Raw genomic sequence first — 16,751 nt, 5'->3', positions numbered from 1 at the left:
TACGATCGACCGGGTGAACAGCAGGCAGCCCATCCCCGTCGTCGTCCTCGCCGGATTCCTCGGATCCGGCAAGACCACCGTGCTCAACCACCTCCTCGCCCACCGCGCCGGCACCCGGATCGGCGTCGTCGTCAACGACTTCGGGTCGATCGAGATCGACGCCATGTCCGTGGCCGGCCAGGTCGGCGACTCGATGGTCTCGCTCGGCGGCGGCTGCCTGTGCTGCGCCGTCGACGGCAGCGAGCTCGACGCGTACCTGGAGAAGCTCGCCGCCCCCGAGCACCGCATCGACGTGATCGTCATCGAGGCGAGCGGACTGGCCGAGCCCCAGGAAATGATCCGGATGCTCATCGCCAGCGAGAATCCCGCCATCCGCTACGGCGGGATGGTGGAGGTCGTGGACGCCGCGGAGTTCGACGCGACCCGGTCCCGGCACCCGGAGACCGACCGGTACCTCGCCGTCGCGGACCTGGTCGTCCTCAACAAGACCGACCGGGTGGACGCCGCGGAGCGGGCCCGGATCGAGGGCCTTGCGGCCGCGCTGTGCGCCCCCGGCACCCCGATCGTCGGAGCCGCCCACGGGCAGATCGACCCCGAGCTGCTCTTCGACCGGCGGCCGTGGACCGAGACCCGCGGACAGCTCTCCTTCGAGGACCTGCTCGCCGAGGCCGGCGACCACGACCACGACCACTGCTCCCACGCCCATGCGGCGTACGAGAGCCACGAGTTCGTCTCCGGGCAGGCCCTCTCGCCGCGCCGGTTCATCGACTTCCTCGACCGCCGCCCGGCCGGGCTCTACCGGATCAAGGGCTTCGTCTACTTCGGCGTCCCCGGGCACCAGGAGAAGTACGAGGTCCACGCGGTCGGCCGGTTCCTCCGCTTCGCCCCGCGGCCCTGGGGGCGGGGCGAGCCCCGGCTGACGCAGCTGGTCCTGATCGGCTCCGGCACCGACGGCCCGGGCCTGCTGCGCGAACTGGAGGCCTGCCGCGAGGGGGCACCGCACGAACTGGGCCCCGAGAGCATGTGGGGGGTGCTGCGGTACGTGGCCCAGCCCGCGGAGCCGGAGTCCCCGGATCTGGAGTCCGCGGCTCAGGAGTCCGTGGCTCCGGGGGCCTAGGCGACCTCGACGCCGTACTCGCGCAGCAGGTCCTCCAGGCCGCCCCGGTAGCCCTTGCCGCCCATCACGAAGTCCCAGTCGCCGTTCGCCCGGTGCCGGAAGGACCCGAGGACGAGGGCGGTCTCGCCGGCCCGGCCGTCGGAGACCTCCAGCTGCCCGAGCTCCGAGCCGGCCGCGTCGAGGAGCCGGATCCGGGCGTCCGTGAAACCGGCGAGGTCGGCGTGCGGATCGGCCTCCGGGTCGATCGCCGCCACCAGGACCAGCCGGTCGGCCTCGCGGGGCAGGGCCTCGAAGGTGACCTCGAGCGCGGCCTTGTCGGGCGCCGTGTGCGCGCGGGTCCGCACCGAACCGTCGGGCGTCCGCTGGTTGTTGAAGAAGACGAAGTGGTCCTCGCTCAGCACCCGGCTGCCCGTGCAGACCAGCGCGCACACGTCGAGTGCGACCGCGCCCGTCCAGGACATGCCGAGCACGTTGTGGTCCGGGGAAGGGGCGGGCTCGGGTGCCCGCTGCGCCGGGATGCCCGCGTGGGCGCCGCCCAGCCGGCCGCGCAGCCCGTACTGGTGCAGCAGCTCCACGAGCTTGGCGCCGGGAACCAACTCCAGCGGCTTGCCGTTGGCAAAGGTGTACGACCCCGGCCCGAAGGACGCGGTGGTGACCAGCACCCCCTTGTTCGCCCCCTTGTCCTGGACCGTGCCGTACAGATCCCGTACCGCCGTGGGCGATACGGTGTTCCGGTAGCGCTTGACCTGCACCACGATCCGTCCGCCCGTGATCGGGGAAGGGTCGTTCGCCTCGATGTCCACCCCGCCGTCGCCCGACCGCTGGGTGGTCAGCGCCTCCATGCCCATCGCCCGGAAGAGCTCCGCCACCAGGTTCTCGAAGGCGATCGGGTCCATCTCGAAGAGATCCGGCTCGTCCTGGTCGCCGCCCGCGTGCCCGCCGTGGCTGACGACCCCGCCGCCGACCTCGTCGGGCCTGCGCCCGGGCCGTACCGCGGTCAGCTGGTCGGGCCGCGCCGACAGCTGCCCGCGCAACCCCTCCACCAGGCAGTCCACCGCGCTGACCTGCTCCAGGCGCAGCCCTTCGAAGGCGGAGCGGGCCGTCGAGAGCGTCGCGAGCACGAGCTGTGCCTCCCGGCCCGTCACCGGATCGTGGCCGTCCACGAAGCCGTTGACCACCACCGAGTCCAATACGCCGAACTCGTCCGCCGCGTACAGCTCGCGCACCACCAGCAGCACGCACTGCGCCAGCAGGTCCCGGTAGATCGCGCGGCGCTGCGTGGCCGGGCGGGCCGTCTCCTTGTCCTGGCCCGTGCTCGGCACGTACCGCACCGACTTGGCCTCCGGCACCACCGCGTACCCCGGCAGCTCCCAGTCCAGCACCAACTGGCGCGCCCCCGGGTCGTACGCGGCCGCCACCTGCCTCGGCAGCTGCTCGGGCCAGGCCGTGGACGCGTACAGGGCGGCCGAGAAGTACTCCACCACGGCCTCGGCGTCGCCGGTGCGCAGGGCCCCGGCCAGCGCGGTCAGGCCGGAGTTGTGGGCGCGGATCCCGGCCAGCTGTTCCGCGGCCCAGCGGTCGTACTGCTGCCGGTACGCCGCCACCTGCTGCTGCCGCTGCGCTTCGGCGGCGTGCGCGGCCTGCCAGGCCTGCGTGTAGCGGGCGTGTGCCTCGCGCTCGGCCTGCGCCCGCCGGTTCGAGCCGAGCGTCCAGCCGGCGCTCTGCTGCTGGAACTGGTGCAGCTGCGGCATCGGCACGGGGTGCGCCAGCGTGCCCGGATCGAAGGCTTCCAGCTGCTCGGACCGGACCAGCCCGGCCATCCGGAACGCCGGTGCCCGGCACCCCGCGGCCAGCAGCCCCTGAAGGGCGGCCACTTCCGCCTCGATCTGCTCCGTACGCCGCCGGGCCTCGGCCTCGCGGTACTGCCGGTCGGCGGCCCGCTGCTCCCGCCGCCGGCGCTCCGCCTCTCGCTGCTGGATCAGCTGCGTCTGCTGCATCCGGCGCTGGGCCTCCGCCCAGTCCCCGATCACTCCGCCCGAGCGACGACTCATCAGCTCTGTTCTCCCCGCCCCGCCCACCAGTGCCAAGAGGGAAAACACTAGTCGCCCTTGAGGCGGTACGTCCCCCCGTGGGGCGTACCGCCTCAAGGGCGGCTCCGTCCTACAGCGCGCCCCCGGCCAGCGCCGCCACGGACGCCGGCAGCGCGGCCCCGGAGCCGTCGCGGCGCGGGTCCACGGCCGGCAGCTCGGCCGGAGTGCCGTTCGCCGTCGCCGCCCGGACCGGCGCATTGCCCGCCCAGGCCAGCACCAGCACGTCCTCGCCCTTCAGGAACCGCTGGCAGCGCACACCGCCGGTGGCGCGGCCCTTGCGCGGGTACTGGTCGAAGGGGGTCAGCTTCCCGGACAGCACCGAGTCGTCCAGCGTCCCGTGCGAGCCCGCGACCGTGAACACCATCGCGTCCCGGCCCGGGTCGACGGCCGAGAAGTGGATCACCTTGGCGTTCTCGGAGAGCTTGATGCCCGCCATACCGCCCGCCGGACGGCCCTGCGGGCGCACCTGCGAGGCCGGGTAGCGCAGCAGCTGGGCGTCGTCGGTGAGGAAGACCAGGTCCTCCTCGCCCGTGCGCAGCTCGACCGCGCCGACGATCCGGTCGCCCTCCTTGAGGGTGATGACCTCCAGCTCGTCCTTGTTGGCCGGGTAGTCCGGCACGACGCGCTTGACCACGCCCTGCTCCGTGCCCAGGGCCAGGCCCTGCGAGGCCTCGTCCAGCGAGGTCAGGCAGATCACCTTCTCGTCCGCCTCCAGTCCGGAGAGGAACTCCGAGACCGGGGCGCCGCCCGCCAGGTTCGGCGCGGCGTGCGTGTCCGGCAGCTGCGGCAGGTCGATCACCGAGAGCCGCAGCAGGCGCCCGTACGAGGTGACCACGCCGACCTCGGCCCGGGCCGTCGCCGTGACCTGCGAGACGATCAGGTCGTGCTTGGCGCGGGCGCCGCCCTCCGGCTCGGGCAGCGCTTCGCCGGTCACGGTGCGCGCCAGCAGGCCCGTGGAGGACAGCAGCACGCGGCAGGGGTCGTCGGCGACCTCGAGCGGGACCGCGCCGACCGCCGTGCCCGCCGACTCCAGCAGGACCGTACGGCGCTCGGTGCCGAACTTCTTGGCGACCGCGGCCAGTTCCGTGGAGACCAGCTTGCGCAGCTCGGTGTCGGAGTCCAGGATCCCGGTCAGCTCGTCGATCTCGCCGGTCAGCCGGTCGCGCTCGGACTCCAGCTCGATCCGGTCGAAGCGGGTGAGCCGGCGCAGCGGCGTGTCCAGGATGTACTGGGTCTGGATCTCGCTCAGCGAGAAGTGCTCGATCAGCCGCTCCTTGGCCTGCGCGGAGTTGTCGCTGTCCCGGATGAGCCGGATGACCTCGTCGATGTCGAGGAGCGCCACCAGCAGGCCCTCGACCAGGTGCAGCCGGTCGCGGCGCTTGCCGCGGCGGAACTCGCTGCGCCGCCGGACGACCTCGAAGCGGTGGTCGAGGTAGACCTCCAGCAGCTCCTTGAGGCCGAGCGTGAGCGGCTGCCCGTCCACGAGGGCCACGTTGTTGATGCCGAAGGACTCCTCCATCGGCGTCAGCTTGTACAGCTGCTCGAGCACGGCCTCGGGGTGGAAGCCGTTCTTGATCTCGATGACCAGGCGCAGGCCGTGCGAGCGGTCGGTGAGGTCCTTGACGTCCGCGATGCCCTGGAGCTTCTTCGAGCCGACCAGGTCCTTGATCTTCGCGATGACCTTCTCGGGGCCGACCGTGAAGGGCAGTTCCGTGACGACGAGGCCCTTGCGGCGCGCCGTCACGTTCTCCACCGCCACCGTCGCGCGGATCTTGAAGGTGCCGCGACCGTTCTCGTACGCGTCCTTGATCCCCGAGAGCCCGACGATCCGGCCGCCCGTGGGCAGGTCCGGACCCGGGACGAAGCGCATCAGCGCCTCCAGGTCCGCCTGCGGGTAGCGGATCAGGTGGCGGGCGGCTGCGATGACCTCGCCGAGGTTGTGCGGGGGCATGTTGGTGGCCATGCCGACCGCGATCCCGGACGCGCCGTTGACCAGCAGGTTCGGGTAGGCGGCGGGCAGGGCGACCGGCTCCCGCTCCTGGCCGTCGTAGTTGGCGGTGAAGTCGACGGTGTCCTCGTCGATCGACTCCGTCATCAGCGACGTGGCGTCGGCCATCTTGCACTCGGTGTAACGCATCGCGGCAGGCGGGTCGTCGTTGCCGAGCGAACCGAAGTTGCCGTGGCCGTCGACCAGCGGCAGCCGCATCGAGAAGGGCTGGGCCATGCGCACGAGGGCGTCGTAGATCGACGCGTCGCCGTGCGGGTGGAGCTTGCCCATGACCTCGCCGACGACACGGGCGCACTTCACGTAGCCGCGGTCGGGGCGCAGACCCATCTCGTTCATCTGGTACACGATGCGGCGGTGCACCGGCTTCATGCCGTCGCGGGCATCGGGCAGGGCACGGGAGTAGATCACCGAGTACGCGTACTCGAGGAAGGAGCCCTGCATTTCGTCGACGACGTCGATGTCGAGGATCTTCTCCTCGAAATCCTCCGGCGGCGGGGTCTTCGTGCTGCGGCGGGCCATCGCTGCGCGGCTCCTTAACCAAGAATGGGTGTGCTGGGGGTCTGACGCGGACCATTGTGGCCCGAGGCACCGACAACCCGGACTCCGACCCCAGGGGGTGACCCGGGAACTTATCCGGTCGCCGACGCGCTTGCATACAGTGGCAGGTCTGACGGAAATCTCTGCATCGCGTATCGAAGGGACCACATGCCCATGGGTCACACGGCCACAGCCCAGGCCGGCTCCGGCGGCCTGACAGCGACCGAGCACCGGCTGGCCAACGGCCTGCGCGTGGTGCTCTCCGAGGACCACCTGACCCCGGTCGCCGCGGTCTGCCTCTGGTACGACGTCGGCTCGCGGCACGAAGTCAAGGGGCGTACCGGCCTGGCTCACCTCTTCGAGCACCTGATGTTCCAGGGCTCGGCGAACGTACCGGGCAACGGGCACTTCGAGCTGGTCCAGGGAGCCGGAGGCTCCCTCAACGGCACCACCAGCTTCGAGCGCACCAACTACTTCGAGACGATGCCGACCCACCAGCTGGAGCTCGCGCTGTGGCTGGAGGCGGACCGGATGGGCTCGCTGCTGGCAGCCCTGGACGACGAGTCCATGGAGAACCAGCGCGACGTCGTCAAGAACGAGCGCCGCCAGCGGTACGACAACGTCCCGTACGGCACCGCTTTCGAGAAGCTGACCGCCCTCGCCTACCCCGAGGGCCACCCGTACCACCACACGCCGATCGGCTCCATGGCCGATCTCGACGCCGCGTCCCTGGAGGACGCGCGCGCCTTCTTCCGTACGTACTACGCGCCCAACAACGCGGTGCTGTCGATCGTCGGCGACATCGACCCGGCGCGCACGCTCGCGTGGGTCGAGAAGTACTTCGGCACCATCCCGTCGCACGACGGCAAGCAGCCGCCCCGGGACGGTTCGCTGCCCGACGTCATCGGCCGCGAGCTGCGCGAGGAGGTCGTCGAGGAGGTCCCGGCGCGTGCGCTGATGGCCGCCTACCGGCTCCCGCACGACGGCACGCGCGAGTGCGACGCCGCCGACGTGGCGCTGACCGTCCTGGGCGGCGGCGAGTCCTCGCGGCTCCACAACCGCCTGGTACGCCGCGACCAGACGGCCGTCGCGGCCGGGTTCGGCATGCTGCGGCTGGCCGGGGCGCCCTCGCTGGGCTGGCTGGACGTCAAGACGTCCGGCGGGGTCGAGGTCCCCGACATCGAGGCGGCCGTGGACGAGGAGCTCGCGCGGTTCGCCGCCGAGGGCCCGACGGCCGAGGAGATGGAGCGCGCCCAGGCGCAGCTCGAGCGCGAGTGGCTGGACCGGCTGAGCACGGTCGCGGGCCGGGCCGACGAGCTGTGCCGCTTCGCGGTGCTCTTCGGTGACCCGCAGCTGGCCCTGACCGCCGTGCAGCGCGTCCTCGACGTGACCGCCGAGGAGGTGCAGGCCGTGGCCGCGGCCCGGCTGCGCCCGGACAACCGCGCGGTGCTGGTCTACGAGCCGCTGGCCGGCTCCGACGAGTCCGCCGGCAACGACGACGAGAACGAGGGGGCGGAGCAGTGAGCGACACCGCAGCCGTCACGATGACCTTCCACCCGCGCCCGCAGGCCGGGGAACCGCAGCCGTGGGCCTTCCCGGCCCCCGACCGCTCGGTGCTGTCCAACGGCCTGACCCTGCTGCGCTGCCACCGCCCGGGCCAGCAGGTCATCGCGGTCGAGGTCAACCTCGCCGCCCCGCTGGACGCCGAGCCCGAGGGCCTGGACGGCGTGGCGACCATCATGGCCCGCGCCCTGTCCGAGGGCACCGACAAGCACTCCGCCGAGGAGTTCGCGGCCGAGCTGGAGCGCTGCGGCGCCACCCTGGACGCGCACGCCGACCACCCGGGCCTGCGGGTCTCCCTGGAGGTTCCGGCATCCCGGCTGCCCAAGGCCCTCGGCCTGCTCGCCGAGGCCCTGCGCGCGCCGGCCTTCGCCGACGCAGAGGTCGACCGGCTGGTGCGCAACCGGCTCGACGAGATCCCGCACGAGCTGGCCAACCCGCAGCGCCGCGCCGCCAAGCAGCTCTCCCAGGAGCTCTTTCCGGCCAGCCTGCGCATGTCCCGCCCGCGCCAGGGCACCGAGGAGACGGTCGCCCGGATCGACTCCGTGGCCGTACGCGCCTTCTACGAGGCCCACGTGCGCCCCGCCACGGCCACCGCGGTGGTCGTCGGCGACCTGACCGGCATCGACCTGGACGCGGTCCTGGCCGAGACCCTGGGCACGTGGACGGGCAACACCGCCGAGCCGCTCCCGGTGCCGCCGGTGACCGCCGACGACACCGGCCGCGTGGTCATCGTGGACCGGCCCGGCGCCGTCCAGACGCAGCTGCTGATCGGCCGGATCGGGCCGGACCGGCACGACCGGGTCTGGGCGGCGCAGGTGCTCGGCACGTACTGCCTGGGCGGCACCCTGACGTCCCGCCTGGACAAGGTGCTGCGCGAGGAGAAGGGGTACACGTACGGCGTGCGCGCCTTCGGCCAGGTGCTGCGCTCCACCGCCGACGGCAGGGGCGCCTCCATGCTCGCCATCAGCGGCTCGGTGGACACCCCGAACACCGCCCCGGCGCTGGAGGACCTCTGGAAGGTCCTGCGCACCCTGGCGGAGGGCGGCCTGACCGAGACCGAACGGGACGTGGCGGTGCAGAACTTGGTGGGCGTGGCCCCGCTCAAGTTCGAGACGGCGGCCTCGGTCGCGGGCACCCTGGCCGACCAGGTCGAGCAGGAGCTTCCGGACGACTACCAGGCGCAGTTGTACGCACAGCTCGCCGAAACCGGCACCGTGGAGGCGACGTCGGCGGTCGTGGAGGCCTTCCCCGCGGACCGGCTGGTCACCGTCCTGGTGGGCGACGCGGCGCAGATCGAGGAGCCGGTGCGGGCCTTGGGGATCGGCCCCGTGAGCGTCGTCACCAACTGACGGCCGCCGCGCGGCCAACTGACCGCACGACAAGGGGCCCTGGCGGGCTTGTCCGCCAGGGCCCCTTTTGTCCGTTTAGTGGAGAGGTTGCTTTTATGTGGTGTGGCGTACGCAACAAAAGGGCGTGTCTGTTTGGCGATTGACTGATGATCCGCCTAGCGTCACCCGTGCTGTCCGTCAGTTGTACCCGCCGCATCCGCGGCACCGGACAGCGATCGCCGAGTCCCCGTCAGGCGCGAGCCTGGGGAGCCGGGGACCCACATCAGTCCCTGGGGTGAATCGGACCGCCTCGCAAGAGGAGGCCCGTAGGAGACCTTCCTGCTCCGAACCCGTCAGCTAACCCGGTAGGCGAGAGGGAAGGAAAGGATCAGCCCCTTCATGGCGTTTGGCAGTCGTGCCGCCGGTAAGCACCGTGGTTCCAGTCGTCTGAGCCGCAAGACCGCCGGCTACGCCGGCATAGCCGCCCTCGCCACCACTGGTGTCGTCGGCTCCCTCGCCGCCCCGGCCTTCGCCGCGGACAACGGCAACACCCACTCCGCCCCGGACAACGCGCTCGGCGCGGTCGTCGTCTCCGACGACCTCGCGGGTGACATCGAGGACCAGGCCGAGTCCCAGCGGCGTGCCGCCGAGCACGCCGCCGCCAAGGCCCAGGCCGAGGCGGACGCGAAGCAGCGGGCCGCCGAGGCCAAGCGCCTCGCCGAGGCCAAGGCGAAGGCCGAGCGCGAGGCCGCCGAGCGCGCCGCCCGCGAGGAGGAGCGCAAGCGCCTCAACACCTTCGTCTCCCCGCTCGACAGCTCGTACGTCAGCACGCAGTACAAGGCGGGCGGCGGCATGTGGTCCTCCGGCAGCCACACCGGCATCGACTTCCACGCCGCCTCCGGCACCTCCGTGCGCGCGGTGGGCGTCGGCGTCGTGGTCGAGGCCGGCTGGGGCGGCGCCTACGGCAACAACGTCGTGATCAAGCACAACGACGGTACGTACACCCAGTACGGCCACCTGTCCTCGCTGCGCGTCTCCGTCGGCCAGCAGGTCACCCCCGGCCAGCAGATCGGCCTCTCGGGCTCCACGGGCAACTCCAGCGGCCCGCACCTGCACTTCGAGGCCCGCACCGGCGCCGACTACGGCTCGGACATCGACCCGATCGCGTACCTGCGCTCGCACGGCGTCAGCCTCTGACCGCGCCCCACCGCTTCACCGAAGGCCCCGGCTCCCCGAGCCGGGGCCTTCGTGCTGCTGCGCCGGAAACATGTTTGTCATTTCCGGCCGCTCTCGGAAATTATCGTGTGTTGCAATAGAGTCGCAGCACGCGCAGGCACGGCTTGTATGTGTGCGGCCTGATGGCGTGGCAGTCGAAATCGGAAATAGCGGAGGTCCGGTCTTGCGTATTCCCGCGCACGCGGTATGCACAGCGATCCGCGACGACATCGTCTCCGGGGTCTTCGAGCCGGGCGGCAGGCTGACCGAGGAGGTACTGGCCCGCCGGTACGGGGTCTCGCGGGTCCCCGTGCGCGAGGCGCTGCGGACCCTGGAGTCCGAGGGGTTCGTGACCACGCGGCGCCACGCGGGCGCCTGTGTGGCCGAGCCGACCGAGCAGGAGGCCGCCGACCTCCTCGAGCTGCGGATGCTGCTGGAGCCCCTGGCGGCGGCCAGGGCGGCCCGGCGGCGTACCGAGGCCCACCTCAAGGTGCTGCGCGGGCTGGTCAGGCTGGGCCAGGAGCGGGCCAGGCGGGGCCAGGGCGAGGACCTGCGCTCCCTGGGCGGCTGGTTCCACGAGACCCTCGCGCAGGCCTCCGGGAGCCCGGGCCTGATCGCGCTGCTCACGCAGATGCGGCACAAGCTGGCGTGGATGTACGTGGTGGAGGCGCCGGCCCGGCCGGTGGACTCCTGGGCGGAGCACGGGGCGATCGTGGACGCGGTGGCGCGGGGGGACGCGGAGCGGGCGCGGGCGCTGGCGTCCCTCCACGCCGACCGGGCGGCGGGCGCGCACCGGCCGCGGGCGCGGGCGGCCGTGAGCACTTCGCAACCTGCCGTAAACATGTCGAGCGGCCGTCATTAACAGGGCGCGTATACAAAGGGACGGCAGGAGCGGTATTCGTGCGCCGCGGCTGCCGATTTTCGCAATCAGCTCGGCCCGGGTGGCCTGAATTCGGTGCGCCGAATTCCTGTGAGCCGAATTCCCCTGCGTACACGCGAAAGCCGCGGCGCCCCGGATGGCGGGGGCCGCGGCTTTCGCGTGCGGACCGTGCGGACCGTGTGGGTCGCTGCGGTGTACCGGTCGACGGAGGTGTCGAACCCGAAGGGTCAGACGGTCTCGGGGAGCTCCTCGAGCCCCTCGGCGACCAGCTTCGCGAGGCGGTCCAGCGCCACCTCGGCGCCGTCGGCGTCGGACGCGAGGACGATCTCCTCGCCGCCCTGGGCGCCCAGGCCCAGAACCGCCAGCATGGAAGCGGCGTTGACGGGGTCGCCACCGGCCTTGGCGATGGTCACCGGGACGCCGGAAGCGGTCGTCGCACGGACGAAGATCGAGGCGGGACGAGCGTGCAGGCCCTCGGCCCAGCCGACGTTGACGCGGCGCTCTGCCATGGTGATGCCCTTCAGGTTCTTACGGTTGTCTAGACCAGTCTCTCACGGCACCCGGAATGCTCCGACCGACCTTCGGCCCGGATCCTCCGCCGTTCGACCTTCCCCAGCTTGCATCGTTTTGCCCTAGTCTGCCTGATGCGCCGCGCGCACACTGCAGGGCGGTTTCCGGCCGTAAGGTAGGCCCATGACCACCGAGTCGGACCCCTCGTACCCGGCCCACTGGGAGGCGGACGTCGTCCTGCGCGACGGCGGCACCGCCCGGATCAGGCCCATCACCCCCGCCGACGCGGGCCGACTGGTCAGTTTCTACGAGCAGGTCTCGGACGAGTCGAAGTACTACCGCTTCTTCGCCCCCTACCCCCGGCTCTCCGACCGCGACGTGCACCGGTTCACGCACCACGACTACGTCGACCGGGTCGGCCTCGCGGCAACCATCGGCGGGGAGTTCATCGGCACCGTCCGCTACGACCGCATCGGCGCCGACGGCCGGCCCGCCGCCGGCCCCTCCGACGAGGCCGAGGTCGCCTTCCTCGTCCAGGACGCCCACCAGGGCCGCGGGGTGGCCTCGGCCCTCCTCGAACACATCGGCGCGGTGGCCCGGGAGCGGGGCATCCGCCGGTTCGCCGCCGAGGTGCTGCCCGCCAACACCAAAATGATCAAGGTGTTCACGGACGTCGGCTACCAGCAGAAGCGCAGCTTCGAGGACGGCTCCGTCCACCTCACCCTCGACCTCGAACCCACCGCCGAATCCCTCGCCGTCCAGCGCGCCCGCGAACAGCGCGCCGAGGCCCGCTCGGTACAGCGGCTGCTCACCCCCCGCTCCGTCGCGGTGATCGGCGTCAGCCGCTCCGGCGCGGGCGTGGGCGCCGCCGCGCTGCGCAACCTGCGCGACAGCGGCTTCCACGGCCACCTCTACGCCCTCAACGAGGAGGTCACGCGCGACCTGCTCGACGGCGTACGGGCCTACCGCACGATCGGGGCCATCGGCGCGCCCGTCGACCTCGCGGTGATCGCGGTTCCGGCGGACCGGGTCCCCGAGGTGGTGGCGGCCTGCGGCGACCACGGGGTGCAGGGGCTCGTGGTGCTGTCCGCCGGATACGGGGAGAGCGGCCCGGCCGGACTCGCCCGCCAGCGCGAACTCGTGCGCCAGGTGCGCTCGTACGGGATGCGGCTGATCGGCCCGAACGCCTACGGGGTGATCAACACCGCGCCGGAGGTGGAGCTCAACGCCTCGCTGACGCCCGCGCCGATGCCGACGCGGGGCCGGATAGGCCTGTTCACGCAGTCCGGGGCGATCGGCATCGCCCTGCTCTCCGCCCTGGTGCGCCGCGGGGAGGGGCTGTCCTCCTTCGTCTCCGCAGGCAACCGCGCCGACGTCTCCGGCAACGACATCCTCCAGTACTGGTACGACGACGAGGCGACCGACGTCGCCCTGATGTACCTCGAAACCCTCGGCAACCCGCGCAAGTTCACCCGCCTCGCCCGCCGGACGGCAGCCGTCAAGCCGGTGGTCGTCGCGAAGGGCGGCCGCCACACCCCCGCCGGACACGTGGTCCCGGGCACCCGGCTGCCGGACGCCACCGTTTCCGACCTGCTGCGGCAGGCGGGCGTGATCCGGGTCGACACGGTGACGGAGCTGGTGGACGTCGGGCTGCTGCTGGCCTCGCAGCCGCTGCCCGCCGGACCGCGCGTCGCGATCCTCGGGAACTCCGAGTCCCTCGGGGTCCTCACCTACGACGCCTGCCTGACCCAGGGACTGCGGCCGCTGCCGCCGATCGACCTGACCACCGCGGCCTCGCCCGAGGACTTCCGTACGGCGCTGGCCGCGGCGCTGGCCTCCGACGCCAACGACGCGGTCGTGGTGACCGCGATCCCGTGGGTGAACGAGCAGGCTCCGGAGGACGACCTGGCCGAAGCCCTGCGGGAGGCCGTGGCCGAGACCCCGGGCAAGCCCGTGGCGGTCGTGCACGTGGAGCTCGGCGAACTGGTCGAGGCTCTCTCCGCCGAGTTCAGCGGCATTCCCGCCGCGCCGGCGGCCGAGCCCGCCGCGGGAGACCGGATCCCGAGCTATCCCGCCGCCGAGCGGGCCGTCAGGGCCCTCGCCGAAGCCGTCCGGTACGGGCAGTGGCGGCGGGCCGGCGCCGAGGCCGGGCACGTCCCCGAGTACGAGGACATCGACGAGCCCGGCGCCGCCGCCCAGCTGGCCCGGCTGCTGGCCGACGTCGACGGCGGAGCCGTCCTCACCCTGGCCGAGTGGGACGCCCGCGAGCTGCTCGCCCGGTACGGGATCCGCGTCCTGCCCGCCCTGCCCGCACCCAGCCCCGACGCGGCGGTCCGCGCCGCCGGGATCCTCGGCTACCCGGTCGCCCTCAAGACCACCGCCCCGCACCTGCGCCACCGCGCGGACCTGGGCGGCGTACGGCTCGACCTCCGGGACGAGGCCGAGCTGAGGCGCTCGTACGAGGACCTCACCGCGCTGCTCGGGAAGCCGGCGGAGCTCCAGCCGGTGGTCCAGGCGATGGTGCCCCGCGGGGTGGACACGGTCGTCCGCTCCGTCATCGACCCCGCCGCCGGCGCCGTCCTCTCCTTCGGGCTGGCCGGCGTCGCCTCGGAGCTGCTCGGGGACACCGCCCACCGCCTGGTCCCGGCCACCGACCGGGACGCCGCCGGACTGATCCGGTCCATCCGGACCGCACCCCTTCTCTTCGGCTGGCGCGGCAGCGACCCCGTCGACACCCCCGCCCTGGAGGACCTGCTCCTGAGGCTGTCCCGGCTCGTGGACGACCACCCCGAGGTGATCGGGGTCTCCCTGGAGCCCGTGGTCGTCGCCGCCGAGGGACTCTCCGTGCTGAGCGCCGCCGTCCGCGTCACGCATCCGCCCGCCCGCGGCGATCTCGGCCCCCGGACGCTCCCCAGTTACTGAGCGGCTCCGGGCGGCGGCCGGGATGCCCCGTTCGGGCCTTAGGATGGACCTCATGGCGAAATCCGGTACGACGACCCAGGGGCTGCGCACGGCGATCGAGCGCAGCGGCTACTACCCGGCCCTCGTGGCCGAGGCCGTGGAGGCCGCGGTGGGCGGCGAGCCGATTTCGTCGTACCTGGTCCACCAGGAGACGACCTTCGACTCCAACGAGGTCCGCCGCCACGTCACGGTGCTGGTCCTGACCGGCAACCGCTTCATCGTCAGCCACACCGACGAGCAGGCCGCGGACGCCGGGTCCCCGTCCCCGTACGCCACCACCTCCACCGAGTCGGTCAAGCTCTCCAGCATCTCCTCCGTGGTGCTCAGCCGCGTCGTCGCCAACCCGGAGTCGTACACCCCCGGCACCCTGCCCCGCGAGGTCGTCCTGACCATCGGCTGGGGCGCTGTCTCCCGGATCGACCTGGAGCCGGCCGCCTGCGGCGACCCGAACTGCGACTCCGACCACGGCTACACCGGCAACTCCACCGCCGACGACCTCAGCCTGCGGGTCAGCGAGGCGGGCGACGGCCCGGAGGCGGTGCGCCAGACCCTGGTCTTCGCGCAGGCGCTCTCCGAGGCCACGGCCGCCACGTCCGCCCCTTCCGCCCGCTGATGGCGTACCCCGCGGCGCAGAACTGGCAGGACGAGCCGGAGCTGCTGGACCTCGCGACCGCGCCCGTCCCCGAGTACGGCACGGGCTCGCTCGCCGACCTGCTGCCCACCCTCGTGGCCGGCCAGGGCGTCCCCGGCTTCTCCGCCGCCATCGCGGAGCTGGCCCCGGCCGACCGGAACTGCGTTTTCCTGGTCGACGGCATGGGGTGGGAGCAGATCAAGGCCCACCCGGACGAGGCCCCGTACCTGACCTCCCTGCTCGGCAGCTCGCGCGGCGGCACCGGCCGCCCGGTCACCGCGGGCTTCCCGGCGACCACCGCCACCTCGCTGGCCTCGGTCGGCACCGGCCTGCCGCCCGCGCGGCACGGCCTGCCCGGCTACGCCGTGCGCAATCCGGCCACCGGCCAGCTGATGAACCAGCTCCGCTGGCAGCCGTGGACCGCGCCGAAGCCCTGGCAGCCCTACCCGACCGTCTTCCAGCAGGCCGACAAGGCCGGGGTGCACACCGCGCAGGTGTCCTCGCCCGCGTTCCAGACCACCCCGCTCACCAAGATCGCGCTGTCCGGCGGCACCTTCCACGGGCGGATGACCGGTGAGGAGCGGATGGACCTCGCGGCGATCGAACTCGCGGCCGGCGACCGCTCGCTCGTGTACACGTACTTCAGCGAGCTCGACGGGGCCGGCCACCGCCACGGCGTGGACTCCGACGCCTGGCGCGGCCAGCTGATGCTGGTCGACCGGCTCGTCCAGCGCCTCGCCGAGCAACTGCCGCCCCGTGCCGCCCTGTACGTGACGGCGGACCACGGCATGGTCGACGTCCCCTTCGACGAGGACTCCCGGATCGACTTCGACGAGGACTGGGAGCTGGGCGCGGGCGTGGCCCTGCTCGGCGGCGAGGGCCGGGCCCGGCACGTCTACGCGGTGCCGGGCGCCGAGGCCGACGTGCTGACGGTGTGGCGCGAGGTGCTCGGCGACCGGTTCTGGGTCGCGAGCCGCGAAGAGGCCCTGGAACTGGGCTGGTTCGGGCGTCCGGGGGAGTGCGACGAGCGCGTGTTCGGCCGGATCGGCGACGTGGTCGCGGCAGCCCAGACCGATGCCGCGATCACCGCTTCCCGCAACGAGCCCAACGAGTCCGCCCTCGTCGGCATGCACGGCTCGATGACCGCGGCCGAGCAGCTCGTCCCGCTCATCGAGATCCGCACCTGACCGGGCTCCTGTTCCGCCCCCTTCCACCTCCCCCGCTGCCCACGACCGGAAAGGTCCCGTACTTCCCATGCCCGAGCTGGTGTTCTTCTCCGGAACGATGGACTGCGGAAAGAGCACTCTGGCGCTCCAGATCGCCCACAACCGCGACGCGCGCGGGCTCCAGGGCGTGATCTTCACCCGTGACGACCGGGCGGGCGAGGGCAAGCTGTCCTCCCGCCTGGGCCTGGTGACGGAGGCGATCGAGGCGCCGGAGGGCATGGACCTGTACGCGTACCTGGTCGCCCAGCTCTCGAAGGGCGGCAAGGCCGACTACGTGATCGTGGACGAGGCCCAGTTCCTGGCGCCCGAGCAGATCGACCAGCTCGCCCGCATCGTCGACGACCTCGACATGGACGTGTTCGCCTTCGGGATCACCACGGACTTCCGCACGAAGCTGTTCCCCGGCTCGCAGCGGCTGATCGAGCTGGCCGACCGCCTCGAACAGCTCCAGGTCGAGGCCCTGTGCTGGTGCGGAGCCCGCGCCACGCACAACGCCCGTACGGTGGGCGGGGAGATGGTGGTCGAGGGCGCCCAGGTCGTGGTCGGCGACGTCAACCGCCCCGCGGGGGAGATCGGCTACGAGGTCCTCTGCCGTCGCCACCACCGCCGCCGGATGACGAGCGGATCGGCCCACGCGGGCGCCCTTTCGCCGGACGTCCTCCCGGTCAACCACGCCTGACCCTCC

Annotated in this window: 12 protein-coding genes and 1 riboswitch; of the genes, 9 read left to right on the top strand and 3 right to left on the bottom strand. The window is 72.5% G+C overall.

Features of this window, described 5'->3' with window-relative positions:
* The first annotated feature begins 13 nt into the window (after positions 1 to 13).
* Positions 14 to 1,117: a CobW family GTP-binding protein gene (locus ACIPUC_RS35460; protein WP_446594505.1), complete on the top strand. Its 1,104-nt coding sequence runs from the start codon at positions 14 to 16 to the stop codon at positions 1,115 to 1,117.
* Here ACIPUC_RS35460 and ACIPUC_RS35455 read toward each other — a convergent pair.
* Both ACIPUC_RS35455 and ACIPUC_RS35450 read right to left on the bottom strand, forming a co-directional pair.
* Complete coding sequence (locus tag ACIPUC_RS35455; RefSeq protein WP_446594504.1) at positions 1,114 to 3,168, bottom strand: restriction endonuclease; 2,055 nt, start codon at positions 3,166 to 3,168, stop codon at positions 1,114 to 1,116. The genes ACIPUC_RS35460 and ACIPUC_RS35455 overlap by 4 nt on opposite strands.
* Before the next feature lie 109 nt (positions 3,169 to 3,277).
* Positions 3,278 to 5,734: a DNA gyrase/topoisomerase IV subunit A gene (locus ACIPUC_RS35450; protein ID WP_446594503.1), complete on the bottom strand. Its 2,457-nt coding sequence runs from the start codon at positions 5,732 to 5,734 to the stop codon at positions 3,278 to 3,280.
* Between the two features lie 186 nt (positions 5,735 to 5,920).
* Here ACIPUC_RS35450 and ACIPUC_RS35445 point away from each other — a divergent pair, with 186 nt between their 5' ends.
* The 4 genes from ACIPUC_RS35445 (at position 5,921) to ACIPUC_RS35430 (ending at position 10,720) form a co-directional block, all read left to right on the top strand.
* Positions 5,921 to 7,276 (top strand): M16 family metallopeptidase, encoded by a 1,356-nt coding sequence (locus ACIPUC_RS35445; RefSeq protein WP_446594502.1) that lies wholly within the window; start codon positions 5,921 to 5,923, stop codon positions 7,274 to 7,276.
* A gap of 20 nt (positions 7,277 to 7,296) precedes the next feature.
* Positions 7,297 to 8,664, top strand: a complete 1,368-nt coding sequence (locus tag ACIPUC_RS35440; protein ID WP_446594540.1) for a M16 family metallopeptidase — start codon at positions 7,297 to 7,299, stop codon at positions 8,662 to 8,664.
* 206 nt (positions 8,665 to 8,870) lie between these two features.
* A riboswitch (cyclic di-AMP (ydaO/yuaA leader) is annotated at positions 8,871 to 9,030 on the top strand.
* A gap of 12 nt (positions 9,031 to 9,042) precedes the next feature.
* Positions 9,043 to 9,840, top strand: coding sequence for a M23 family metallopeptidase (locus ACIPUC_RS35435; protein WP_446594501.1), 798 nt, complete (start codon positions 9,043 to 9,045; stop codon positions 9,838 to 9,840).
* 202 nt (positions 9,841 to 10,042) lie between these two features.
* Positions 10,043 to 10,720, top strand: a complete 678-nt coding sequence (locus tag ACIPUC_RS35430) for a GntR family transcriptional regulator (protein WP_446594500.1) — start codon at positions 10,043 to 10,045, stop codon at positions 10,718 to 10,720.
* A 245-nt stretch (positions 10,721 to 10,965) separates the two neighbouring features.
* On the opposite strand, the gene ACIPUC_RS35425 is transcribed toward ACIPUC_RS35430, so the two are convergent.
* On the bottom strand, positions 10,966 to 11,247 hold the full coding sequence (locus ACIPUC_RS35425; RefSeq protein WP_362584986.1) for an HPr family phosphocarrier protein: 282 nt from the start codon (positions 11,245 to 11,247) through the stop codon (positions 10,966 to 10,968).
* Positions 11,248 to 11,431: 184 nt separating this feature from the next.
* Here ACIPUC_RS35425 and ACIPUC_RS35420 point away from each other — a divergent pair, with 184 nt between their 5' ends.
* From ACIPUC_RS35420 to ACIPUC_RS35405, 4 genes are all read left to right on the top strand, one after another.
* Positions 11,432 to 14,170 carry a bifunctional acetate--CoA ligase family protein/GNAT family N-acetyltransferase gene (locus ACIPUC_RS35420; protein WP_446594499.1) on the top strand — a complete coding sequence of 913 codons (2,739 nt, stop codon included), beginning with the start codon at positions 11,432 to 11,434 and terminating at the stop codon, positions 14,168 to 14,170.
* Positions 14,171 to 14,222: 52 nt separating this feature from the next.
* On the top strand, positions 14,223 to 14,822 hold the full coding sequence (locus ACIPUC_RS35415; RefSeq protein WP_362294668.1) for a DUF5998 family protein: 600 nt from the start codon (positions 14,223 to 14,225) through the stop codon (positions 14,820 to 14,822).
* Positions 14,822 to 16,027 (top strand): alkaline phosphatase family protein, encoded by a 1,206-nt coding sequence (locus tag ACIPUC_RS35410; protein ID WP_446594498.1) that lies wholly within the window; start codon positions 14,822 to 14,824, stop codon positions 16,025 to 16,027. The genes ACIPUC_RS35415 and ACIPUC_RS35410 overlap by 1 nt, the downstream gene beginning before the upstream one ends.
* Before the next feature lie 67 nt (positions 16,028 to 16,094).
* Positions 16,095 to 16,745, top strand: a complete 651-nt coding sequence (locus ACIPUC_RS35405; protein ID WP_446594497.1) for a thymidine kinase — start codon at positions 16,095 to 16,097, stop codon at positions 16,743 to 16,745.
* The last annotated feature ends 6 nt before the right edge of the window (positions 16,746 to 16,751 follow it).

The sequence above is a fragment of the Streptomyces sp. LARHCF249 genome, assembly GCF_052871255.1.
The sequence above is the reverse complement of the archived record's forward strand: the minus strand, read 5'-3'. Positions and strand labels throughout refer to the sequence as shown.

Coding starts and splice junctions, on each gene's coding strand:
- ACIPUC_RS35420 (WP_446594499.1), top strand. CDS start 11,432: ATGACCACCGAGTCGGACCCCTCGTACCCGGCCCACTGGGAGGCGGAC.
- ACIPUC_RS35410 (WP_446594498.1), top strand. CDS start 14,822: ATGGCGTACCCCGCGGCGCAGAACTGGCAGGACGAGCCGGAGCTGCTG.
- ACIPUC_RS35445 (WP_446594502.1), top strand. CDS start 5,921: ATGCCCATGGGTCACACGGCCACAGCCCAGGCCGGCTCCGGCGGCCTG.
- ACIPUC_RS35415 (WP_362294668.1), top strand. CDS start 14,223: ATGGCGAAATCCGGTACGACGACCCAGGGGCTGCGCACGGCGATCGAG.
- ACIPUC_RS35455 (WP_446594504.1), bottom strand. CDS start 3,168: ATGAGTCGTCGCTCGGGCGGAGTGATCGGGGACTGGGCGGAGGCCCAG.
- ACIPUC_RS35425 (WP_362584986.1), bottom strand. CDS start 11,247: ATGGCAGAGCGCCGCGTCAACGTCGGCTGGGCCGAGGGCCTGCACGCT.
- ACIPUC_RS35405 (WP_446594497.1), top strand. CDS start 16,095: ATGCCCGAGCTGGTGTTCTTCTCCGGAACGATGGACTGCGGAAAGAGC.
- ACIPUC_RS35435 (WP_446594501.1), top strand. CDS start 9,043: ATGGCGTTTGGCAGTCGTGCCGCCGGTAAGCACCGTGGTTCCAGTCGT.
- ACIPUC_RS35450 (WP_446594503.1), bottom strand. CDS start 5,734: ATGGCCCGCCGCAGCACGAAGACCCCGCCGCCGGAGGATTTCGAGGAG.
- ACIPUC_RS35440 (WP_446594540.1), top strand. CDS start 7,297: ATGACCTTCCACCCGCGCCCGCAGGCCGGGGAACCGCAGCCGTGGGCC.